Genomic DNA, 24279 nt, shown 5'->3' on the forward strand with positions numbered 1-24279 from the left:
TATTCAACCTTAGAATGGCAGTTTCATGCCAGCAGGAAGGCCCAAATCGCCAGTCATATCCTGCATTTTGTCTTGCATGGCCGTTTCAACCTTGCCTTTGGCGTCATTGTGGGCGGCGATGATGAGATCTTCAAGAATTTCGGCGTCATCGGCATTGATCAAAGACGGATCAATTGCCAGACTTTTCATTTCGCCCTTGCCGGTCAAGGTTACTTTGACCAAATCACCACCCGCTACACCGGTGGCCTCCATCTCGGCCACTTCTTCCTGCATCTGAGCCATTTTGGCCTGCATTTCCTTGGCCTTTTTCATCATCTTCATCATATCCATGATGCTTGTCCTTATTTATGTTGCTCGCCTCCGGCTGCCCAATCGGCGCCAGATCGTCCGTTTTCAATAATCCCACCTGCTTTATTTCAGAAAAGATGGAAGCGGGAAAGTCAGGATTTGTGTCATTCAGAGAAATGGGGACACAAGAGACCAAAGTCAATTGCCGCGCGCCATCCCGCCTCAAAGATGGCTCAGAGTCGCGAGGATAATCCCAAGCAACAAAGCCAAAACGGATAGAGCACAACCTTGGAAGCCCGCATAATTTTGAGGTTTCACACGATAGGCCATTCAATATTTTGATCGTTCTATCCACCGAAAAATGCCTAGTGGTTTGGGCGCTAGAATCACACCACCAGCACGCTAGCTATTTTGCCCTTCAGCGGTCATCATCCAAGTCAGAAGCATCAGGCATACTTAGGGAAAGACTGATGTCTTCATCCAAAAGATCTTCCACCGGAGGGGCGAGAAACTCTTCTTCGAAATCTCGATTGATGCGGACATCAACCACTTTGGAACCGGGGAAGATCGAACGCACCGCTTCAACCAGCGGATGTCCGTCGGCCTCTTCGCGAACCTGACGCTCGCGTTCTTCTTTGCGTTCGGACAAGGTTGCCCCACCGGCGTCTCCCGAGAGTTCAACATGCCAACGCTCACCGGTCCATTCAGCCAGTTTGCGACCGAGTTTGTGTTGCAATGCTTCGCCATCAACACCGTCATAGCTAATCACCACACGGCCTTGTTCAAGGCTCACAGGGCGGACGGATGATTCTAGCTGGAATTTAAGCGCAATATCGCGGTGTTTGTTGGCCAACGCGATGATTTGCTCAAACCGCGTGATCACGGGCTTAATTTCTGGTTTAGCAACCGTCTTGTCTTGCTCAGCCCCAGCTACCGACTGAGGGGTGGGCGGCGTGCGAACCGCCATTTGTTCGTCGCTCTGGCTGGCAACAAGCCGCAGATTCGCCTTCTCGGTTTTTGCCGGTTCGGCATGCCCGACATCCAGATCAGGTGCGGAATGGGCGACGCCCAAGTTTGCCCCGCTCTGCAATGCGGTCGGAGCATTGGAGGACGGACTGCCACCACTATGCGGGCTGCCTTGTGCCTCTGCCGAAGTAGAAACAGTGGCATCTGGGGGCGTTGAAGGGCCTGAACCTGCTCCCGATGGCATCGGGGGACGATAGTCTTTGTTAGCCAACAACCGCAGCGCCTCATCTGGCGTTGGCAGGTCTGCGGCATATGCCAACCGCACCAAGACCATCTCGGCAGAAGCCAACGGACGCGGTGATGATTGGACTTCCGCCAAGCCCTTCAGCAGCATTTGCCAAGCCCGAGACAAGACACGCACAGAAAGCTGGCCGGAGAAATCGCGTCCGCGTATCTTTTCCGACTCTGTGGCCGCGGCGTCAGAATGGGCGTCGGGGGTCAATTTGAGGCGAGTGACGAGGTGCACGAAGTCTGCAAGATCGGACAGCACCACAGCGGGCTCTGCACCGATATCATATTGCGCCTTCAATTCATCCAGAGCGATACCAATGTCGCCTTTCATTACCGCTTCGAACAAATCGATGACGCGGGCCCTGTCAGCAAGGCCCAGCATTTGGCGTGTGGTCTCGGAGGTGATTTTGCCTGCGCCATGAGCAATGGCCTGATCCAGAAGCGACAGCGAGTCACGCGCGGAGCCTTCACCAGCTCGGGCGATCATTTGCAAGGCGTCATCTTCGATTTCAACCTGTTCTTTTTCACAAATGGTCCGCATGTAAGTGGCCATTTCCACCGCATCAATACGACGCAAATCAAAGCGCTGACAGCGAGACAGAACGGTAACAGGAACTTTGCGAATCTCGGTGGTCGCAAAAATAAACTTCACATGCTCAGGCGGCTCTTCGAGCGTTTTCAACAATCCATTAAAAGCTGCGGTCGAAAGCATATGGACCTCATCGATGACATAGACCTTGTAGCGAGCGCTGACAGGTTTGTAGCGAGCGGCTTCGATAATCTCGCGAATGTCATTGATAGAGGTGTGAGAGGCCGCATCCATTTCCATAATGTCCACATGGCGACCTTCCATGATGGCCTGACAATGCACCCCCAGTCGCGGCATATCAATGGTGGGTTCGTCGATTTCTCCGGGGATCTCATAATTGAGGGCGCGGGCCAAAATACGGGCTGTGGTTGTTTTGCCCACGCCGCGCACACCGGTCATCATGTAGGCTTGCGCTATCCTGCCGGAAGAGAAAGCATTGGTCAGGGTGCGGATCATCGGGTCCTGACCAATCATGTCATCAAAGCTCGCGGGGCGGTATTTGCGTGCTAATACGCGATAGCCTTCGGCTGTCTGATGATCCTGACCGTCCATCGGAATATCCCTGACTTATGTGACCTTGAAAAAACCTGTACCATCCATAGCAGAGGGAAGGCCGCGTCGTCACCCGTCTTGTGACCGCAGCATCCTACCTGTTGACAGGGTGAGGCTTGGTTGCACGAATGCAGCAGTTTGACCGCGCATGAAACCATATAATCTGAAATAGGAGGGGATAAGTGGAAGGCTGAACAGATGACCCGCTCTGTAACTCGTTAGGGCTGCTTCCTTCCGGACCTGACCCAGTTGGCGAGGGGAACGTCCATTGCCAACCTTCCACTGGTTCATATGTCACTTGTTGCGTGCTAAAGCAAGGGGCAGATATGATTCATTTTGACTAAATGGAGCGGAAACATGGTCGATTTCATACTTGATCCCCAGCTAAAGGCCGACAGCCTACCTCTCGCGGAGCTGGAGCTGTGCACTGTACGGCTAATGAATGACACACATTTTCCGTGGCTTCTGATGGTGCCCAAATATAACGGATTGGAAGAATTGATCGACTTAGCTCGTCAGGATCAGCACCGTTTAATGGACGAGATGCTTATGGTATCCAACGCATTACAGGATGCGACCGGTTGCGACAAGCTCAATGTCGCAGCGCTTGGCAACATGGTGCGACAACTGCACGTGCATGTGGTTGCCCGCTTTGAAGGGGACGCAGCATGGCCAGGACCCATTTGGGGTAAAGTCCCCATGCATCCCTATGAAGAGGCCAAGGCGAACAATCTGATCACGACATTACAGACCGCTTTGCTTTAGATGCGTTTGCCAACATCGGACTTCGTATATGTAAACATCGGACTTCGTATATGTATATGAAGCCCCAAAAGTTGATTTTGTATTTTATAAACCGGCAGCAAGGCCTATGTTGCAGGCAAAAGCTTTCAAATATCGGATTGGTTATTCATGGACATTTTTTCTGGCTCGGACGTTTTTGCCGAGACCCGCACCCTGCCCTCTTTTGATAAGTTGGGATATGCACATAATCGACTGGACCGTGACACAGAACATCGCGATGAAAACAGCCTTGGCACGATGGTTCAACAGACCCAGGCACGTTATTATTTACTTCATGACGACAATGTGTTGTTGCGGATCAAGGACGGGCAGCAGACTGCTTTGTTCTGTTTAGAAAGAGCCCAAAAGCTTGGCGCAGATATGGATCGGGTCATCCTGCTGGGCACCGACCCTGAGGAAGACAATGCCCCCCGCCTTGCCGTTCCACTGACCGATCAGGCCATCGAGGCGTTGGCAACCAATGAAGAGTATGTGGTTGAAGGGATTCGTGCGGTTGGGCTGAAAGACCTCTTGCCACCGGATCAACTGGGCGCGATCGCACAGGCTCGCAGTTTGCTAACCTGGCATGTGAATCATCAATTTTGCTCAAAATGCGGCGCATCAACCGTGGTTGCACTGGCTGGCGCACGACGAGATTGTCCGTCCTGCTCGGCGGTTCATTTCCCGCGCACGGATCCAGTGGTGATCATGCTGGCCATTCACAGGGATGAAAGCGGTGTCGAGCGCTGTTTGTTGGGGCACCATGCACGCTTTGATACGCCTATGTATTCCACGCTTGCCGGTTTCATGGAACATGGCGAGACTCTGGAGGCGGCTGTCCGACGGGAAATTTTGGAGGAATCATGTATCAAAATTGGCGCGGTTCGATATCTGACCAGCCAACCGTGGCCATTTCCCTCATCTTTGATGTTGGGCTGCTTTGCTGAGGCCCTGTCTTCGAATATTCAGATCGACGAGACCGAACTAACAGAAGCCCGTTGGTTCACACGGCAAGAGGTGCGCGAGATGATGGCGCGACCAGCCGGAGATGAATTGCCCCATATACCGGGTCGTTTTTCCATTGCAGCTTGGTTGATCCGCTTTTGGGTGGACGCCGGCTAGTTATTCGGCAGGAACCGGTGCAGCTTTTCGTTTTTTCTTTTTAATCTCGCGTTTCTCAACAAAAGAAAGAATGGTCTTGCGCACCGGAGCCTCAAAGAAACGAGCTGACAGCACAGCCACCAACACCGTCAGAATCATCGCAGCTATAATCGCCATATAAAAAGACCCGATCTCCATTGGTTTTAAAATCCGGTTCCATGCCACGCCAATCACGATACTGGCCAACACCGGATGCCAAAGATAAATACCGAACGAGGCAGCGGCAAAGGGCATGAATGGCTTGTAAAACGGGGATGTTGAGGGCGCGTTGAACTCGACTTGCGCCGCGATATAGATTGCAAAAGATATCGCAAGAATCGGACCATATTCCCATGAGGGATTTGTAAGCATATATCCCACGGCAGCAGCAAACACGCCCCATGCCAGTGCATGGCTGCGAATTTTTAGCAGGCGCCGAGATGCCAAATCAGCAACAATCGCACCGATTAAAAAATCAGCGAAGACGCGATATGCCCCCCATGTGTTGGCGTGCATCCACGTAGAGAAGGGCGTAACCCCAGCATCGCTCAGAACATCCATGATTTGAGTGTAAATCACCAGCAGGGCAATCAGCGCAAAAACACCCCACTTGCGCCAAACAAACAAAATGGCAGGAAACAACAAATAACAGAACCACTCCGCAGACAAGGACCAGGAAACAAAGTTGAATGTCAGCACATCAGACACACCCCAAGCGTTGATGAGCAGCAGTTCGTTAATAAGTTCTACCAGCGAATAGGTCTCGGTCATGCGCGATGAAACCACCCCCGCAGACACCGCCAACCAAACCATGCAGAAGAATGATAGCGTTAGAATATGCAACGGATAGAGCCGCGCAAGACGCCGTATCAAAAAGATTTTATAATCCGCTATGGACTTCATGCGATCAGCATAATGAACGGAAATGAGAAAGCCGGAAACCATGAAGAACATGTCCAGCAATGGCGTCAACAGCTCCAGATCAACCGCAAACTTAGCATAGGCAGGCGGGCCATACTGACAAAAATGATACAACATGACCAACAAGGCAGCCAATAGGCGCCAGGTTGCAAACATTAAGAAATTTGGCCTGCTTTTGACACTCATGTGTGTTTTTGAACCTATCGATTTGACCGTCGTTTGCGCAATATAATATCAAGCAAGCCCTCTCATTTTCCTAATATGCTGAATAGTTTTGATTAGCGTTAATCACTGATTACCGCAGCGGTGAAGGTCCTTCCCAAGCGACTTGTCCTCACAAACAATTGTTTTGATCGCTTTGTGGTCTCAATGCAGTCTCACAACGTAGAAATCCTTACTCAACAGGGTCCTGCGCTTTTCAAAAAAGCGAGAGTTAACGAACGGGCATTTCCAGTGCACCAATGAGGAGAAGAGATTTGAGCATTTCAATTGATCGTCGCACAGCATTGCTGGCAGCTGTCGGAGCGACCGGAGCGATGATGGCTCCCCGTGTCGGTTTTGCAGCAGACAAACCCAAGGCGATGTTGCCCATGGCAAAGGCGCGCGGGTTTAAAATCGGTTCCATGGACGTGGTAGCCCTACTGGCCGGATCAGTGCCACGCGACAATCCGCACGGGATTTTTGGCCTCAATGTTTCTGATGAAGAATTTAGCAATGTCAGTGACGCCAATTTCATCAGCACAGACATGGCGCAATTCTATTTTACTCCATCTCTGGTGCGCGTCGGGGACAATGTTATTTTGTTTGATACCGGTCTCAATGCAGGGGGCATTCGTGCTGCACTGTCAGAGGCAGGGGTGACGCCGGATCAGGTAACGCATGTTGTGCTCACCCACATGCATGGCGATCATATCGGCGGGCTGATAGACGAAGGCAAACCGACATTTGCCAATGCGGTTTATCTAACGGGTCAGAAAGAATATGATCACTGGGCCAAGAGCGGCAACAAAGGCTTCGATAGCAATGTCAAACCTCTGGCTGAAAAAATGACATTCTTGTCCGATGGAGACAGTGTTGCATCGGGTATCACAGCGATGAATGCCTTTGGCCATACGCCCGGGCACATGGCCTACATGTTAGAAAGCGATGGCAAACAGTTGCTGTTGATGGCAGATTTGGCCAATCACTATGTCTGGTCACTTGCTTATCCAGACTGGGAGGTCAAATTTGACATGGACAAAGCAATGGCAGCCCAATCGCGCCGGAAAATTTTGGGCATGTTGGCAGCGGATCGTGTGCCGATGATCGGCTATCACATGCCATTCCCTGCTGCCGGCTTTGTGGAACAAAAAGACAGCGGCTTCCGCTATGTACCCGTCAGCTATCAATTGACCGCTTAATAACGCAAGCAGAAATGCCTGAGGGGCCCCACGTTCGGGGCCTCTTTTTATTACTGAGAACGATAAAAACGCCTATCTTAATGGCTTCTTACGAGACGTTGGCAACAATTCTTTGTTCACTATCAACGGAGTGATCCTTAACAAAGTCCACCCGATTCATCGGGCGCGAGAATGCGAATCCCTGAAGTATATCGACCCCCATGATGCGCAATATCTCTGCATGCTCCATGCTTTCCACCCCTTCGGCTACGGTACCAATTCCAAGGGTGCGCCCAATGTGAATGATGGAATGCACCAACTCGCGCTGATCGGCACTGTCGATCACCGGTTGGATGAGTTGACGGTCGATTTTCAACCGGTTGGGCAACAAGTGCGTCAGACTAACAATCGAGGCATATGCCGTGCCGAAATCGTCAATTTCAATATCGATACCCATTTCCCTGATCTGTCGGATGTTTGCCGCCACTTGCGCATCACTGCGATCAAGGAAAGTGGACTCGACCAATTCAAAAGTCAGCGTCCTAAGATCGCAATCCATTTTTTCGAGGTTGGCAATCAACTCTTTGTCACCCAATCGCTTGGCCGACACATTGACCGACACGCGAGGAACAGAAAAGTCTAGCTTTGTCCAGTATTTTTGGGTCTCGGCAGCATGGTCCAGAATCATGGCGTCAATTGCCCCCATGACGCCGAGGCTCTCAGCTAACTCTACAAATTCGGACGGTGCCAATACCCCTCTTTCAGGATGTTCCCAACGCGCCAGAGCTTCTGTACCGACCAAGGCATGGGTATGAGCACAATATTGGCCTTGATAGAATGCTATAAACTCACGGTTTTCGATGCCGCGCAAAAGATCATCCGCCAATTGGCGCTGATGACGCGCACTTTGAGACATGGATTGACTGAAGAAAGTTACACAGCCCTTGCCATCCTGTTTGGATTGATAGAGCGCCATATCCGCGTTAGAGAGCAGTTTGTCCGAGTCTTTTTCTGCTTCTAAACCACAAGCGACCCCAATGCTTGCCCCAAGGCGACAGGTGCGTCCCTTGTACACAATCGGCACTTGGATTTTCTCGATGAGCTGACGTGCCAGTTCGGCCGGCCGCTGATCGTTCATGCCGGAGCAGCAAAGGACAATAAACTCATCTCCACCAACACGGGCAGCAAACTCATCATTGATAATCAACTGATTCAGAATTTTGGCTACGTTGACAAGCATTGCATCACCGGCAGCATGGCCAAAATTGTCGTTGACCTCCTTAAACCCATCAAGATCGATCTTCATCAGGTAGGTTGTATCTTCCATCAAACATGTGTTGCCATGATTGCCGTTCAGCTTGTCGTCAAGATAGCGTCGGTTGGGAAGACCAGTTAAAAAATCATGCAGAGAGTTGTTTTCAATGCGCGCTTTGGCGATCTCGAGCTCCTGATAGCGCCGATCGCTCTCCGCTCGTGCATCACAGAGATCTTTTTCGCGAGCCACATCTTCCGAAATATCCCAGTTCACGCCCACCAACCGTTGCTCATCAAGATCATTGCTCATCATAGAGCCAACGGTACGAATAGTCCTTTCTTTACCATCTGGTAAAATCACCCGAAATTCAGATTTGTACATGCCGCTCTCCTGAGACACGCCCTGTACTTCTGAATTAACCCGTTCACGATCATCTGGGTGCAGACACGCAATCCATTGCTCACCTGTAATGGCATGGTCTTGAGGAAATCCATAAAGCTCGTTCATACGGCCATCCCAAGACGTCTTGCCGGTTTTGGGTTCAAACTCCCAAACACCGATCTGCGAGGTCTCAAGAGCCAATTCCAGGCGCTTTTTCATCCGGGCAATTTTTATTTGGCCATTGAGGTTGGCGTTGAGATGAGCCATTCGTTCCCGAAACAGCCAGCCGACGAAAGCAATTGGCAAAACCACAAGCAACAAGGCTGCCAGAGCCGCACCGCGAATGGCCCAAACGTTGGGTGGGGTCACGTGCCAACCGGATTTAGGGACCGCACGCAACTCCCATTGTCCCAAACCGAAATCGACAGTTGCACTCACTGGATTGTTATCATTGACATGTTTGGGACCAAAGAACTGTTGACCGGCAGCCCCTTTCCCATCTTTACCAACCAGAACAAAATCGGCTTCTGCCTGATCCAATAGACCGCTGGCTTGATAGATTTTGTTTATGTCGATGACCGACGACAAAAGCCCCCAAAACTGGAGGCCATGCACAGCGTGATTGTAGTATATGGGATACCGAGCAATAAGCCCCTGCCCGCCCTGAACCAGATTAATCGGTCCAGCCAAATTTGTTTCACCAAAATCACGTGCGCGCAAGGCCATGGCCCGCTGCTCATGGTTACGGCGATAGTCCAGACCAATAGCTTTTTCATTGCCCTTGACCGGATATATCATCGACACCACCAGCTCAGGGGCACCGGCAATACTTTTCAATTCCGAGCTTCCATCAAACAGGCTTTTGGCCAGTTCAACGAACCTAATCTGATCAATGTTCGGTTCCGTTGCGATGGTGATTGAGAGACCGCGTACCAATTTGACGTTCGCCTCTATCAATCCCTGCAACTTGACGGCAATAAGATTGGTTTCATTCTGCAAATCGGCTCGCGCACGCTGTATATACACATTCTGGTTGAGATCTTCCGCGACAAATGTAGAGGCAGCAACAACCAGCATCGCCATTATAGCGGGCAAATTGGCCACATTCCAAATGCGCCGTTTGGCTTTTTGCCAAAAAGCATTTTGTCGGGAAACGCTTTGACTCATTATAGGCTTTTACTTTTCGGCGTTGGGTTGCAAATGGCAGTTATTGAACAGTCACTAGCATCTCAAGAAAAGGTTGAAAAAGCGTGAGCACATCGCTTTTTGATAAAACACGCCGATAAGTCAAATGAATATCGCATCGCTGGATGCCAATATCTCATGCAGGCTTGCGGTTTCTCTAGGTATTTTACGCATTATCTATCTATGTTAAGCTGAAGCAGCAATCATTGATTTAGGGGGGGGCATACATGAATATTTTTTTTGATCGACTCAGAAAACGGACAAAGACAGCGGGGATGCATGCAATATTTGGCGTCGTATCTTCATTTTTCACTTTTGCGACAATAGCGCCAGCCGCTGCGGACAGCTGTTGGTGGCACAATGGTTCATTGATGCGGCTTCAGGCACAAGGCAATCAAAGATGGTTCTCTTACGAACGGCCGCGTGCCGGTCTTTCGGTAGGACGAGGCACATTGCTCTTTAACGGCCGCAAGAGTGGCAATTGGTATTCCGGAACTGCACGGGTTTTTTCAAAATATTGTCCTGACACTCCATTGGAATATCATGTTGAAGGCCCTGTGCAAGCAGATCAACTGGGCGTCACCATGCACGGCGATCGTGAAGTGCATAAACGCTGTCGCGGCACAGGGCGCTGGACACGAGACACGCTGGTTTTCACCTATGCAAAAAAATGCTGAGACATAGGGTCTATCTATCAAAGAAAAAGCCGGTGTTTGACCGGCTTTTTCTTTGATAGATAGACCACAGCTGACCGAGTTCATTAGACATCGGGGCTGGGACGCAACGCACGATTGGCCTCAGGTTCTTTGATGGTCTGGCGATACTCATGTGCTGGATAAATGCCCAGTATTTTCAGCTCAGCAGAGAAAAATTGTAATTCTTCCAATGCCAGTTTGACGTTCGGGTCATCTGGATGACCTTCAACATCGGCATAAAACTGGGTCGCAAAAAACTTGCCGCCGGTCTGATAGCTTTCCAGCTTGGTCATATTGACGCCATTGGTCGCAAAACCGCCCATAGCCTTATACAAAGCGGCGGGCACGTTGCGCACTCGGAAGAAAAATGTGGTAATCACCGGCCCGTTGCCCTGATCCGCTTTGATAGGATATTTGGACAGGATGATGAAACGCGTTGTATTGTGTGCCTCGTCTTCGACATCTGACTTGAGAATATCAAGATCATAAATTTCGGCTGCAAGATCGGACGCGATCGCAGCTTTGGTTGGATCTTTCCATTCCGACACCTGACGGGCTGAACCGGCAGTGTCCGCACCGATGACCGCCTTGACACCAAGATCGCGGATCACCTTGCGACATTGGCCCAAAGCCATGACATGGCTTTGCACACTTGTTATGTCTTCCAGTTTGGCACCGCGCAGCCCGACAAGCTGATGATGAATTGGATCAAAATACTCACCAATGATGTGCAGATCAGACGTGGGCATCAAATGATGAATGTCGGCGACACGGCCCGCGACGGAGTTTTCCACCGGGATCATAGCCAGATCGACTTCATCGTTCTGCACAGCGTTAAAGCACTCCTCAAAGGTGGCCATGGGCACCGCCTCGCATTCAGGAAAGACATTGTTGCAGGCAATGTGCGAGTTGGCACCTAGTTCACCCTGAAAAACAACTTTTCTGACGATCATGACGACTCCTTGATGGATTGGGCGGATGCCCTCTAAATAAGAGATTTAGGCTTACGGGTTTTCTATGCCCCAAGCTGACGGTAGCAACATAAGGTGGGATATACCCAGACTAGGGTAAAGGGCAAGTGTTCCTGAAGCGTGCAAAAATGGCGTCGCTACAGCCACGCTCTTGTTATGGGCGTGTATCCAAGATGCGACGTGCCTTTTTAAGATCAGCTTCGGTATCCACGCCCAGAGGGACATCATCAACCATAGCAACATCAATGCGCATGCCTGCCTCCAAAGCTCGCAATTGCTCCAGACGCTCACGCGCCTCGAGTGGCGAGACAGGCAAGGTGATAAAGCGTTCCAGCGCATCGCGCCGATAGGCATATAGGCCGACGTGATGATAAAGTGGGCCATCCCCATAAGGTGCGGTAGCTCGAGTGAAATAAAGGGCTCGCATACGGTTCGGACCGACGGGGGTTGCGACGATCTTCACCACATTGGGATTGGTTTTTTCGTCCTCGTCGGTAATTTTTACCGCGATTGTTGCAATATCCACATCCGGATCTTCCAAAGGCAAGAAGCAAGCCCGTATGGCACGCGGGTCAATGGTGGGCAAATCGCCCTGAACATTGACGATGGTATTGAAGCGCTTGTTGGGATCGAAATGCTCCAGAGCCTCAAAAATGCGGTCGGAGCCAGACGGGTGCGCGGGATTTGTGACAACAGCATCACCACCGGCATCGCGCACGACCTGAGCAATTTCATGACAATCGGACGCCACCAGCACCGGACCGATGTCTGCTTCCATGGCTCGGCGCCAAACTTGTACGATCATGGCGTCACCAGCAATATCGACCAAAGGCTTGCCTGGCAGCCTTACAGAGGCCATACGAGCAGGAATTAAAATGATCGGATTTGAGTTAGCGGTGCGCCGGGTCATACGGCATTCTCCCAATATTGTTGAAAAAGGACATGACTATGGCCAAAGTTGGGTTATCTTAGCCGCTATTCCTATGGACATTCATCCGGAAAAGCTAGTAGTTTCCGCTTCAAATAGTAATCGAACGATACCAGTACCCGAATGGACGCCGCATCCGTCACGTCCTTCAATAGACCCGGAGCAAGGACCGATGAACTCTTTCGAACTGAACAAAGCCTTTGGAGCATTTCTGATGGCCCTGATTTTTATCATGGTCACGGGCATGGTTACCAGCTTCATCTTTCATGCAGAAACCCCAGAAAAACCTGGTTATGTGATTGAAGTGGCCGACGCGTCGCAAGAAGCCGCCCCAGAAGAAGTAGTCGAAACGGTAGATTTTGCCACTTTGCTTGCATCCGCTGATGCAGATAAAGGCGCCAAGGTCGCCAAGAAATGTGCATCCTGTCATACATTTGACGCTGGTGGTGCCAACAAAACAGGACCGAACCTGCATGGCATCGTTGGCCGCGCCGTAGCTTCTATTGATGGGTTCAAATATTCTGGCTCAATGACCGAGTTTTCTGAAGGCAAATCATGGGATGTGGAAACACTGAACAGTTTCCTTACCAAACCCAAGGATCTGGTCGAAAAAACGTCCATGGGCTTTGCAGGCCTCAAGAAAGACAAGGACCGCGCCGATCTGGTTAGCTATTTGCAAAGCCTGAGCAATTAGTGCCAGCCGCCCAGTGACGCATTCTGTGTCGCATTCAGCGGCAAATCCGAGAGCGTTCTGTCAAGGCAAGCGCTGCACCGGTTTTGCCGATGAAGACATAAAGCCCTTAAGGCGCGACACGCACGAGACCACAGGTCACCATTACTCTTCAAAGGCCGGGACACTCCCGGCCTTTTTGTTACCTTTCGGCTCTTGAAGCAGCAGTCAAACAGTCGTCTCCTTCGCCGAAAGAAAGGCTGTCCCCTTCTGATTGCTGCGCGATATTTTCGTGCTTATATCTGATCTGTGACAAATCGACCTACCAGTGGATCAACCTGCAAGAATCCGTACATTTTGGGGAACAAGCAACCAAGGCCCCTATGGCACGGTGTTGAAGTTCGCACATCTGGATTCGATGGTCTGCCTATCGATGCGGCTGATTCTTGATGGAATGCCTGAGAGGCCCGTCTATCGCCACCTTTGCCCTTTCACAAATGAGACATCTGAAATAAGGTCAAGGCACGTTATTGGCCCTATGCTATCGCCCTTGGTTCGCTCCCATCGAATGTGGCCGCGCCGAAGGCTCAATCGAAAGGTCGGCTGTATGGATATTTCAACCCATGACGCCCTAGTCGTAATTGATGTTCAGAATGATTTCTGCCCCGGCGGTGCGCTTGCCGTGTCGAGTGGCGATGCCATCATCGAAAAAATCAATCTCATGCAGCAATCTTTTTCACGCATCGTCCTGACACAAGACTGGCACCCCGCCGATCATCGTTCTTTTGCCTCCAATCACCCCGATGCAGCGCCTTATTCCAGCATCAAGATGCCTTATGGCGATCAGATCCTCTGGCCCGATCATTGTGTACAAGGCACTCTGGGGGCCGCATTCCATAAAGAACTGGAAACAAACCGGGCTGATATTATCTTGCGCAAGGGTAACAATCGCGACATCGATAGCTATTCTGCCTTTTTTGAAAATGATCACCACACCTCTACAGGGTTGGAAGGCTATTTGCGCGAACGGGGTGTTAGCTCCTTGACGTTTGTTGGATTGGCTACAGATTTTTGTGTCCGTTATTCCGCTGTGGATGCAGCAAAGCTGGGCTTTGACGTGAGCGTTGATCTGTCAGCCTGCCGCGCAATTGATCTTGATGGGTCGCTGGATCAAGCGATGAATGATATGCGTGGGCATGGTGTGCAACTGCAGGCATGAGCCAACAAGCGCTACCGACTCGTAGAATCCGCTTGCAACCTGTCTCTTGCTAGGCCAGCATTGTAGCAATGTTTATTTTGTCCAAGGACAGTTCATGACCACGGATCTCGCATCGCGCGTCTACAGCCATCGATGGAAAATCGACCCCATTGTACGGTCCCTAATTGACACCGATTTTTACAAGCTGTTGATGGCGCAGTCGGTTTTTCATAACAAACCCAATGTGCATGTGGTCTTCAGCCTGATCAACCGTTCCAAAGATGTCCCCCTTGCTGATTTGATAGACGAAGGGGAATTGCGGGCACAGCTGGATCACATCCGCACATTAAAGCTGTCACGGGGTGAAAGCACTTGGCTGCGCGGCAACATGTTCTATGGCAAGCGCTCAATGTTTCGGCCTGACTTTATGGAATGGTTCGAAAATCTGACCCTGCCACCCTATCACCTGGAACGGGTGGGGGATCAATATGAATTGAGTTTTGAGGGCGACTGGCCTGCGGTAATGATGTGGGAGGTCCCTGCCCTATCCGTTCTGATGGAACTACGCTCCCGTGCGGTTCTGCAGTCTATGGCCAAGTTTGAGCTGCAAATTCTGTATGCCCGCGCCATGACCCACCTTTGGCAAAAGGTTGAAAGGTTACGCGCGATCGGCGACGTGCAAATCGCTGATTTCGGTACCCGCCGACGGCACTCTTTCTTGTGGCAAGACTGGTGTGTGCAGGCCGTAAAAGAAGGCCTTGGTGACAATTTTGTTGGTACATCCAACTGCCTCATCGCCAAAAACCGGGAACTTGAAGCGATCGGTACCAATGCCCACGAGTTGCCGATGGTCTATTCGGCACTGGCAGAAGGCGATACTGCTCTGGCCAATGCTCCCTATCGTGTGTTGGAAGACTGGCAACGCGAACATGACGGAAATCTGCGGATTATCTTGCCTGACACCTACGGCACCAAAGGCTTCTTAGAGCATGCGCCGGATTGGCTAACCGGATGGACAGGCATTCGCATTGACAGTGGTCACCCCGCCGATGCGGCGGAGGCTGCCATCGCATGGTGGCAACAACGAGGAGAGGACCCACGCGAGAAGCGCATCATCTTTTCTGATGGGCTGGATGTGGACCAAATTGACACGCTCTTTCACCGATTCAATGATCGAGCGCGTATTTCCTTTGGTTGGGGCACGCTGTTGACCAATGATTTCCGCGATTTGGTTCCTGACAATCGCCTCGCCCCCTTCTCTCTGGTTTGCAAGGCAATCTCAGCCAATGGCCGGCCGACGGTCAAGCTTTCGGATAATCCAAACAAAGCCATGGGCCCCAAAGATGAAATCGAGCGCTACAAACGTGTCTTTGGTGTTGGCGACCAAGTGGCACAAAAGGTGGTGGTTTAGATGTCCGGAAACCACCAGCATACGCCCAAACGAAGCTCCAAGGATCGGGTCGCCGGAGCCGCAATTGCCTTGGGTTTCGATATCGAGATTATCACCATGCCCGCATCAACGCGCACAGCCCAGGATGCCGCTGTGGCCTGCGGGTGCCAAGTCGGACAAATTGTTAAAAGCCTGATCTTTGAACGGCACGACAATCAACAGCTGGTCTTGTTATTGATTGCGGGACATAATCAGGTAGATATGGATTTGGCAGCCAACGTCATTGGCTCCGCGTTGGATCGCGCTGATGCGAAAAAGGTGCGTCGGGAGACCGGATTTGCCATCGGTGGTGTGTCTCCTATCGGGCATCTCTGTGCAATGGATGTCTATATTGACCCCGATCTTCTTGAGTTTGAAATGGTGTGGGCAGCAGCCGGAGCCCCCAATGCTGTGTTTAGCATTTCACCTGATAGGCTTATCGACGGTACGAATGCACGATTGCTAAAAGGCAAACAATAAAGCTAAGCCCTCGGGATTATTACGAAAAATTCATGGAAATATGTGCAAGACTGCCATATTGCGAACCAATTCCACTCAACAATGACTGTTAAGCTTATTGTCTGGCTGGTTTGTGGACAAAAGTGTACGGTAAGCAATCATTTGGTGCTACTTGATGCCGATATGCTTTGTTAAAATTATTGCAGTCAGTGATTTGAAGGAGATACCCTGTGCCTCATTCCTTACGCCGTCGCAGCCTTAACGCCTTGCGCGCCAGTCTTTTGGGGCTGGCCCTGTTGTCGACGGGCGCGGTCGATATGCTGTCTGGAAATGGCAGCGCTCAAGCGCTGGAATTTGAAACATGGTTGCACGGGTCATCCCTGATGGGCGAGCCAAAATATCAACCCGACTTTACGCATTTTGACTATGTCAATCCAGACGCCCCCAAGGGCGGCGTCGTGCGACAAGCTTTGCAAGGAAGCTTTGACAGCTTTAACGTCATCATTCCCAAGGGGGAGCCCGCGTCCGGTCTTGGTTTGATCTATGATACCTTGATGACATCAGCCTATGATGAAATCTCATCCGACTATGGCTTGATTGCTGATGCGATGTATGTGGGCCCGAATTACTCCTATGTGAAATACCGCCTTCGGGATAACGCTTTCTGGCATGATGGAACCCCCATTACGGCAGAAGATGTGGTCTGGTCCTTTGAGCAATTGACCAACCTGAATCCGCAGCGAAAATTCTACTATAAAAATGTCACCAAAGCCGAGATCACAGGCGAGCGGGAAGTGACCTTTACCTTTGATCAGGAAGGCAACCGCGAACTGCCACATATTGTTGGTCAATTGTTGATCTTGCCCAAGCATTGGTGGACGGGCACCGACGCCAACGGCAATCCGCGCGATATTTCAGGCGCCACGCTTGAGCCACCCTTGGGCTCTGGTGCCTATAAAATAAAAGACTTCAGCGGTGGCAAATATATCGAGTTTGAACGCGTTAAAGACTATTGGGCCAAAGACCTCAACGTGATGATTGGCCAGAATAATTTTGACACCGTTCGCTATGAATATTTCCGCGATGCAACAGTGATGCTGGAAGCCTTCAAATCTGATGGCTATGATTTCCGTCTAGAGAACGCCGCCAAAAACTGGGCCACAGCTTATGATTTTCCGGCGGTGAAAGATGGCCGCGTGGTGTTGGAGATGGTCCCAGACCGTGCATCGGGAGTAACGGGCGGCTTTTGGCCCAATCTTCGGCGCGAGAAATTCTCTCATCCCAAAGTGCGCGAAGGGCTCAATTATGTCTTCAATTTCGAAGAGATGAACCGAACCCTGTTTTATAGTCAGTATAAACGCAGTGACAGCTACTATTTTGGCACAGAGCTGGCAGCCAGCGGACTGCCGGACGAGAAAGAGCTGGCCTTTCTGGAGCCATTGCGAGACCAGATCCCCGCTTCGGTCTTTGATAAGGCCTATACCAACCCGAAGGTGGAAAGCCGTGAAGATCTGCGCGACAACCTGAAAACAGCTCTTGCCCTGTTCAAGGAAGGGGGGTGGGAGCCTAAAACCGAAGTCGATGAAACCAAGAAGAAAACAGGCTTCTTCCATTCGATCCTGGTGGCGATCGGCGTAGAAAGTGACCCCACCAAGACCGTCATGCGTAACGATAAGGGCGAAGCTTTCGAGATTGAATTCCTTGTCTCAAGTCCGGCAACCGAGAGGATCGCTCTGAGGTACCAAGCGTCTTTGCAGCGTATAGGCGTGGCTTTGACTGTCCGGTTTGTCGACAGCGCACAATATGTCAATCGCCTACGCAGTCGTGATTTTGACATGGCCTATCTGGCTTGGGGGCAAAGCCTGTCACCAGGCAATGAGCAGCGCGAATATTTTGGCACAGCTTCGGCTGATCGGGAAGGATCAGCCAATTATGCAGGGGTCAAAAACCCTGCGATTGATACGCTGATTGACAAAATCGTCTTTGCCGAGAATCGCGAAAGCCTTGTGGCTGCAACCCGCGCGATGGATCGTGTTTTGCTGGCCAACCATTATATGATCCCGACTTGGCATCTGGATGCGTCGCGCATTGCCCGTTGGGATCGCTTTGGCCATCCACCAAAACTGCCATTGCTGACCCATGGGTTTCCGACCATTTGGTGGTGGGATGCAGACAAAGCGGCCGATATAGAAGAGAAAAACTGATCCCGCCGCTTTGTTACAACAGTACTCGCAACCAGCCAAGGAGAAAGCCGCCGTGCCAAAGCAGACCGTGACAGACACACGCGCCCGATCCGGTTTGAACCGCCGCGCCTTTCTCAAAACATCCGCACTCATCGCCGCTTCCGGCATTGACTTGCTGGGGCGTCCTCTTGTCGGCTGGACCAGCACCGCGTTGCATGGCCTGTCAGTCTTTGGCAGTTTGAAATATGCGCCCGACTTTGCCCATTTTGACTATATCAACCCCACCGCGCCCAAGGGCGGACGCTTTGCTTTTACCGCCCCCAGCTGGGCCTTCAATCAAAACCCGCAAACCTTCAATACACTCAATGGATTTGTACTCAAAGGGGATGCTCCACCTCGTATTGAATTGTTGTTTGATACATTGATGGTGCGGGCCTATGACGAGCCAGACGCGGTCTATTGCCATTTGGCCCGCTCCGTGTCGCTATCCCCTGACGGCAACCGATTGACATTTACCCTGCGCCAAGATGCTCGTTTTCATGATGGCGCTCCGGTCACGCCGCAAGATATTGTCTTTTCATACAATATTTTGAAAAAAGACGGCCACCCGCTTATGAAAACAGCGCTTGGTCAGATGGACCGCGCCGAGCTGGATGGCGGAAAAGTGGCGCTGGTTTTTTCGGGCAAGCAATCCCGCCAAGCGCTGTTGGATGCGGCGTCCAGTATACCCATTTTTGCGCAAGCTCACTATGCAGACAAAGCGTTTGATAAATCCACCCTGACCCCGCCTATCGGTTCAGGTGCTTATCGCATTGGCAAGATGAACGCGGGCAGTTTTATCGAATATCATCGTGACCCTGACTATTGGGGAGCGCACCTGCCCACGGCCATCGGGCACGGCAATTTTGATACAATCCGGTTACTGTTCTCACGAGAACGCACAGCTCTTTTTGAAGCCTTCAAAAAAGGTGATTTAAATTTTTACGAGGAATTCTCTTCCAAAAGCTGGGCAACACAATATGCGTTCCCAGCGCTCGAAGACGGTCGAGCCTTTAAGCTGGAAGTCCCCGACGGCCGCCCTTCCGGCGCACAAGGTTGGTTCTTTAATCTACGGCGCGCCAAATTTGCAGATCCACGCACACGCGAGGCTATAGCGCTGGCGTTTGATTTTGAATGGTCTAACAAAAATCTGTTTTTTGATCTCTACCAACGCACGCAGTCCTTCTTCGAACGAACCAACATGAAAGCCTCAGGCGCCGCAACGGGCAAGGTGTTGGCCTTGCTGGAGCCCTATCGCGATCAGCTTGATCCTGTGGTCTTTGATGCCCCTTACAGCCCCCCTGTTTCCAACGGATCGGGCAAGGACCGCAAGCTACTGGGTCGCGCCAACAAGCTACTAACGGAAGCGGGATGGAAACGCAGCGACAAAGGCTGGGTGGATGACAAAGGCGAAGTGTTGGATATCGAGTTACTGTCCAACAGCCCCGCGTTTGAACGGGTCGTCTCGCCTTGGGCCAACAATCTGGCTTTGCTTGGTATTCCCCTCAATTTCAGGCTGGTGGACCCGTCACAGTTCCAGAGTCGTTTGGACAATTTTGATTTTGATATGACCAGCAGGCGTTATGCTCTCTCGTCCAATCTAACTCCGACCAGCCGCTCGATCTGGGGATCTGAAGCGGCCGACACGCCGGGCAGTTACAATCTGGCCGGAGTCAAACATCCGGTACTTGATGCCATGCTGGACGCAGGCCTTGCGGCCAAAACGCGGGATGATATGGAGGCGGCCGGTCAGGCTATTGATCGCATTTGGCGTGCGGGGCATTATTGGGTGCCCAATTGGAACAAACCTGTTCATACCCTTGGTGTCTGGAAGGGCTTTGGCTGGCCGACATCTGGGAAATTACACGACTTCATTCCCGAAAGCTGGTGGTGGACAGACGATTGAATAAACACCGCCGAAGTATTTCAGTAACCAAATTCTGATTTATGGTTAATGAAGTATTATGTGCCTATGTGCAGAATTGCGCATTGTGTGAATTTTAAAGAGCAACCGATCTAGTCAACCCAACGCTGGCTAATGAGATGGAGAGAGAATGGGCGCTTATATTTTGCGACGTCTCTTGCTAATAATTCCGACATTGATCGGAATTATGGCAATCAATTTTGCGGTTATCCAATTTGCCCCCGGCGGCCCTGTCGAGCGCATTATCGCGCAAGTCACCGGTACCGATGTTTCTGCAACCGAACGTATTTCGGGTGGCGGTAGCGATTTTTCCGGCTCTGGCGCAGGCCAATCGGGCGGTGACGCGGGTGATATCGGTTCAAAATATCGTGGTGCGCAAGGGCTGGATCCTGACTTTATCAAGGATTTGGAAAAACAATTCGGCTTTGATAAACCACCGCTGGAACGCTTTGGCAATATGATTGTAAGCTATGCAAAGTTTGATTTTGGCGACAGTTATTTCCGCGATATTGGTGTGCTGGAATTGATCCTTGAAAAAATGCCGGTGTCCATTTCGCTGGGGCTCTGGATGACGTTGATTTCCTATTTAATCTCAATTCCTCTTGGCATCCGCAAAGCGGTCAGTGATGGCTCTCGCTTTGATATATGGACCTCTGCTGTGGTCATTATCGGCTATGCCATACCGGGCTTTTTGTTTGCGGTTTTGCTGGTGGTTCTATTTGCCGGTGGGTCATTCTTTGACTGGTTCCCGTTGCGCGGTTTGGTCTCGGACAATTTCGACGCGCTATCGTGGCCTGAAAAAATTCTCGATTATTTCTGGCATCTGGCTTTGCCTTTGACCGCGATGTCGCTTGCTGCTTTTGCCACCACGACGCTTCTGACCAAAAACTCATTTCTCGATGAAATCCGCAAGCAATATGTGGTAACCGCCCGCGCCAAAGGCCTGACCGAACGACAGGTGCTGTATGGACATGTTTTCCGTAATGCGATGTTGATCATCATCGCCGGGTTTCCCGGTGCGTTTATCGGTGCTTTCTTTGGGGGATCTCTGTTGATTGAGACCATCTTCTCCCTCGATGGCTTGGGGTTATTGTCCTTTGAAAGTGTGATCAATCGGGACTATTCGGTCGTGTTTGCCACCCTCTATATCTTCTCACTGATGGGATTGCTGATCAGTCTGGTTTCGGATGTCACCTATATGCTGATTGATCCCCGCATCGATTTTGAAAGTCGAGAGGTTTGATGATGGAAACCGGAACTTCTATGCCTCCCCAAAAGTCCAGTTTTGCCGAACGCCTTTCGCCGCTTAATCAGCGCCGATTGAAAAATTTTCGAGCCAATAAGCGCGGTTATGTTTCGCTTTGGTTGTTTCTTGTCCTGTTTTTTGTGACCTTGTTTGCTGAACTGATCGCCAATGACAAGCCTTTGGTCCTTTCTTATAAGGGCGAGATTCTGTCGCCGCTTTTTGTTGACTATCCAGAGTCTAAATTTGGTGGATTTCTGCCTAAAACAGACTATCGCGACCCCTTTATCGAGGACGAAATCACGGCCAATGGCTGGATTGTCTGGGCCCCTGTGCGCTACAGCTACAAGACCGTCAATCTCGATTTGCCGACACCAGCTCCCGCTCCTCCGAGCTGGATGTTGGACAAGGAGGTTCGCTGCGCGCCGTTTGAAAACGGGGTCAATGATTCCAACTGCAGCGTCGGAAACTGGAACTGGATTGGCACCGACGATCAGGGACGCGACGTCATGGCACGATTGATTTATGGTTTTCGCCTATCGGTGCTCTTTGGCCTTGCTCTCACTCTGTTCTCGTCCGTAATAGGCGTAGCCGCCGGAGCCATTCAAGGCTATTTCGGCGGCATGACCGACCTGATCTTCCAACGCTTCATTGAGATCTGGACCTCGGTCCCTCAGCTTTATCTGTTGTTGATCATCGCGGCCATTATCACACCGAGTTTCTGGATTCTGCTCAGCATCTTGCTGCTGTTCTCTTGGGTGGCTCTGGTGGGGGTTGTGCGGGCAGAATTCCTGCGTGCCCGCAACTTTGAATATGTTTCGGCGGCCCGCGCACTGGGTGTGTCCAACAAAACCATCATGATGCGACATCTGTTGCCCAACGCAATGGTGGCAACCCTGACCTTTATGCCGTTCATTCTCAATGGCTCGATCACCACGCTAACATCTCTGGATTTTCTGGGGTTTGGCCTACCGCCGGGGTCGCCTTCCTTAGGGGAATTGCTGGCTCAGGGCAAAAAGAATCTAGAAGCGCCTTGGCTCGGGATTACCGGCTTTTTGTCCATTTCGATCATGCTGAGCTTATTAATTTTCATCGGCGAAGCGGTGCGCGATGCGTTTGATCCGCGTAAAAACTTCCAATAGGAGCGAGATGATGACTGAGATCCCCTCTTCCAATCCGCTCATTGACGTCAAAGACCTGTCCGTTGCCTTCCTTCAGGACGGCGAGGAAAAGCTCGCCGTAGACCGGATTTCCTTCTCCTTGAAAAAGGGTGAGACGTTGGCCCTGGTCGGGGAGTCCGGCTCTGGTAAGTCTGTGTCAGCCTTGTCGATCCTGAAGCTGTTGCCCTACCCTGCCGCCAGCCATCCATCGGGTGAAATCTGGTTTGACGGAAAAGACCTGCTTAGTGCTGATGACAAGAGCCTTCGCTCGGTGCGCGGCAATCGCATTTCGATGATCTTTCAAGAGCCGATGTCTTCGCTCAATCCGTTGCATACAGTAGAACAGCAGGTCGGCGAAGTGTTGTCGATCCACCATGGCATGAGTGACAAGCAAGCACGTGCACGTGTGCTCGATTTACTCAACGACGTGGGGATTCGCGATCCAGAAGAACGGCTTAAAAGTTACCCCCATCAGCTATCGGGTGGGCAGCGCCAACGGGTGATGATCGCAATGGCTCTGGCCAATGAACCGGAGGTTTTGATTGCGGACGAACCCACAACGGCGCTGGATGTGACTGTACAGGCCCAGATTCTGGAACTGTTGCGCAACCTTCAAAAATCCCACGGCATGGCCCTTTTGTTCATCACCCATGATCTGGGTATCGTTGAAAAACTGGCCGACAGGGTCTGTGTGATGACGGAAGGAAAAATCGTCGAACAAGGGCCAACAGCACAGATTTTTGCCAACCCGACCCACGCCTATACCAAACATCTGTTGTCCTCCGAGCCAAGCGGCAAGGCCCATCCCGTGCCCCATGATGCCCCCGTTTTGCTTACAACTGATGATTTGAAAGTCTGGTTCCCAATCAAGCACGGCTTTATGCGCAAAACCATTGGGCATATCAAAGCCGTGGATGGTATCTCGCTCTCCATCCGCTCGGGAGAAACCCTTGGTGTCGTAGGGGAATCCGGTTCGGGTAAAACCACCTTGGGTCTGGCCCTGCTGCGGATGATTTCGTCCGAGGGGCCCATAGTCTTTCAAGGCGCCAATCTTGACGGCCTCGACAACCGTTCCATGCGTGACAAGCGCGGCGAGATGCAAATCGTGTTTCAGGACCCTTTCGGTTCGTTGTCTCCGCGCATGTCGATTTCTCAAATCGTTGATGAAGGTCTGGCCATTCATGCGCCCGACCTGAGTAGCAAGGAACGAGACGCCAAAGTGGTGGCCGTACTGAAAGAAGTCGGCATCGACCCAAACAGCCGGCATCGGTATCCGCATGAGTTTTCCGGAGGTCAGCGTCAGCGCATATCCATTGCTCGAGCGATGGTGCTGGAACCGACCTTTGTGATGCTGGACGAACCAACCAGCGCGCTGGATATGTCTGTTCAGAGCCAAGTGGTCGACCTATTGCGCGATCTTCAGGCGCGGCATGGGCTGACCTACCTCTTCATCAGCCATGACTTGAAAGTCGTGCGCGCCTTGTCCAACCGCGTGTTGGTAATGCGTCAGGGCAAGGTGGTGGAAGAAGGTGATGTCGAACAGATTTTTGACGCGCCAAAAACCGATTATACCAAGGCTTTGATGGCTGCAGCCCTCAGAATGGAAGCTGCACCTGAAGGCATCGTGGCGGACTAATTTTCTTTAAGAGG

At 51.3% G+C, this 24279-nt stretch carries 19 protein-coding genes and 1 other RNA gene; 13 read left to right on the top strand and 7 right to left on the bottom strand.

Annotated features, from left to right (window positions below):
* Positions 1-9 precede the first annotated feature (9 nt).
* From C0081_RS16995 to ffs, 3 genes are all read right to left on the bottom strand, one after another.
* Positions 10-333 (bottom strand): YbaB/EbfC family nucleoid-associated protein, encoded by a 324-nt coding sequence (locus tag C0081_RS16995; protein WP_210200551.1) that lies wholly within the window; start codon positions 331-333, stop codon positions 10-12.
* A 373-nt stretch (positions 334-706) separates the two neighbouring features.
* Positions 707-2686 (bottom strand): DNA polymerase III subunit gamma/tau, encoded by a 1980-nt coding sequence (locus C0081_RS17000; RefSeq protein WP_101535048.1) that lies wholly within the window; start codon positions 2684-2686, stop codon positions 707-709.
* Between the two features lie 182 nt (positions 2687-2868).
* Positions 2869-2966, bottom strand: an RNA gene (gene ffs / locus C0081_RS17005) — signal recognition particle sRNA small type.
* A 77-nt stretch (positions 2967-3043) separates the two neighbouring features.
* Between ffs and C0081_RS17010 the strand changes: the two genes are divergently transcribed.
* Positions 3044-3451: an HIT family protein gene (locus tag C0081_RS17010; protein ID WP_101535049.1), complete on the top strand. Its 408-nt coding sequence runs from the start codon at positions 3044-3046 to the stop codon at positions 3449-3451.
* Between the two features lie 147 nt (positions 3452-3598).
* Complete coding sequence (nudC, locus tag C0081_RS17015; RefSeq protein WP_101535050.1) at positions 3599-4591, top strand: NAD(+) diphosphatase; 993 nt, start codon at positions 3599-3601, stop codon at positions 4589-4591.
* Here the strand turns inward: nudC and C0081_RS17020 are convergent, their stop codons facing one another.
* On the bottom strand, positions 4592-5686 hold the full coding sequence (locus tag C0081_RS17020; RefSeq protein WP_180966942.1) for an acyltransferase family protein: 1095 nt from the start codon (positions 5684-5686) through the stop codon (positions 4592-4594).
* Positions 5687-6006: 320 nt separating this feature from the next.
* Here C0081_RS17020 and C0081_RS17025 point away from each other — a divergent pair, with 320 nt between their 5' ends.
* The gene (locus tag C0081_RS17025) at positions 6007-6930 is read left to right on the top strand and encodes an MBL fold metallo-hydrolase (RefSeq protein ID WP_245417983.1); all 924 of its coding nucleotides are present in this window, start codon (positions 6007-6009) and stop codon (positions 6928-6930) included.
* A gap of 88 nt (positions 6931-7018) precedes the next feature.
* Here C0081_RS17025 and C0081_RS17030 read toward each other — a convergent pair whose 3' ends face one another.
* On the bottom strand, positions 7019-9712 hold the full coding sequence (locus C0081_RS17030) for a bifunctional diguanylate cyclase/phosphodiesterase (RefSeq protein WP_101535052.1): 2694 nt from the start codon (positions 9710-9712) through the stop codon (positions 7019-7021).
* Between the two features lie 293 nt (positions 9713-10005).
* Here C0081_RS17030 and C0081_RS17035 point away from each other — a divergent pair, with 293 nt between their 5' ends.
* The gene (locus tag C0081_RS17035; protein ID WP_101535259.1) at positions 10006-10407 is read left to right on the top strand and encodes a hypothetical protein; all 402 of its coding nucleotides are present in this window, start codon (positions 10006-10008) and stop codon (positions 10405-10407) included.
* Positions 10408-10490: 83 nt separating this feature from the next.
* On the opposite strand, the gene C0081_RS17040 is transcribed toward C0081_RS17035, so the two are convergent.
* Together C0081_RS17040 and C0081_RS17045 are read right to left on the bottom strand one after the other, a co-directional pair.
* Positions 10491-11378, bottom strand: coding sequence for a prephenate dehydratase (locus tag C0081_RS17040; RefSeq protein ID WP_101535053.1), 888 nt, complete (start codon positions 11376-11378; stop codon positions 10491-10493).
* A gap of 172 nt (positions 11379-11550) precedes the next feature.
* Complete coding sequence (locus tag C0081_RS17045; RefSeq protein ID WP_101535054.1) at positions 11551-12306, bottom strand: 3-deoxy-manno-octulosonate cytidylyltransferase; 756 nt, start codon at positions 12304-12306, stop codon at positions 11551-11553.
* A 190-nt stretch (positions 12307-12496) separates the two neighbouring features.
* On the opposite strand from C0081_RS17045, the gene C0081_RS17050 reads away from it, so the two are divergent.
* The 9 genes from C0081_RS17050 (at position 12497) to C0081_RS17090 (ending at position 24265) form a co-directional block, all read left to right on the top strand.
* Positions 12497-13018 (top strand): c-type cytochrome, encoded by a 522-nt coding sequence (locus C0081_RS17050; RefSeq protein WP_101535055.1) that lies wholly within the window; start codon positions 12497-12499, stop codon positions 13016-13018.
* A gap of 583 nt (positions 13019-13601) precedes the next feature.
* The gene (gene pncA / locus C0081_RS17055; RefSeq protein ID WP_101535056.1) at positions 13602-14213 is read left to right on the top strand and encodes a bifunctional nicotinamidase/pyrazinamidase; all 612 of its coding nucleotides are present in this window, start codon (positions 13602-13604) and stop codon (positions 14211-14213) included.
* A 94-nt stretch (positions 14214-14307) separates the two neighbouring features.
* Positions 14308-15603 (top strand): nicotinate phosphoribosyltransferase, encoded by a 1296-nt coding sequence (gene pncB / locus C0081_RS17060; protein ID WP_101535057.1) that lies wholly within the window; start codon positions 14308-14310, stop codon positions 15601-15603.
* The gene (locus C0081_RS17065; protein WP_101535058.1) at positions 15604-16101 is read left to right on the top strand and encodes a YbaK/EbsC family protein; all 498 of its coding nucleotides are present in this window, start codon (positions 15604-15606) and stop codon (positions 16099-16101) included.
* 296 nt (positions 16102-16397) lie between these two features.
* Positions 16398-18284, top strand: coding sequence for an extracellular solute-binding protein (locus tag C0081_RS17070; protein WP_101535260.1), 1887 nt, complete (start codon positions 16398-16400; stop codon positions 18282-18284).
* A gap of 52 nt (positions 18285-18336) precedes the next feature.
* On the top strand, positions 18337-20208 hold the full coding sequence (locus C0081_RS17075) for an extracellular solute-binding protein (protein WP_101535059.1): 1872 nt from the start codon (positions 18337-18339) through the stop codon (positions 20206-20208).
* A 148-nt stretch (positions 20209-20356) separates the two neighbouring features.
* Positions 20357-21469 (top strand): microcin C ABC transporter permease YejB, encoded by a 1113-nt coding sequence (locus C0081_RS17080; protein ID WP_101535060.1) that lies wholly within the window; start codon positions 20357-20359, stop codon positions 21467-21469.
* Entirely contained in the window at positions 21469-22611 is a 1143-nt protein-coding gene (locus C0081_RS17085) for an ABC transporter permease (RefSeq protein WP_101535061.1), read from the top strand. Before C0081_RS17080 ends, C0081_RS17085 begins: the two co-directional genes overlap by 1 nt.
* 10 nt (positions 22612-22621) lie before the next feature.
* Positions 22622-24265, top strand: a complete 1644-nt coding sequence (locus C0081_RS17090) for an ABC transporter ATP-binding protein (protein ID WP_101535062.1) — start codon at positions 22622-22624, stop codon at positions 24263-24265.
* The last annotated feature ends 14 nt before the right edge of the window (positions 24266-24279 follow it).

It is taken from the genome of Cohaesibacter celericrescens (assembly GCF_002866925.1).
Lineage (GTDB): Bacteria > Pseudomonadota > Alphaproteobacteria > Rhizobiales > Cohaesibacteraceae > Cohaesibacter > Cohaesibacter celericrescens.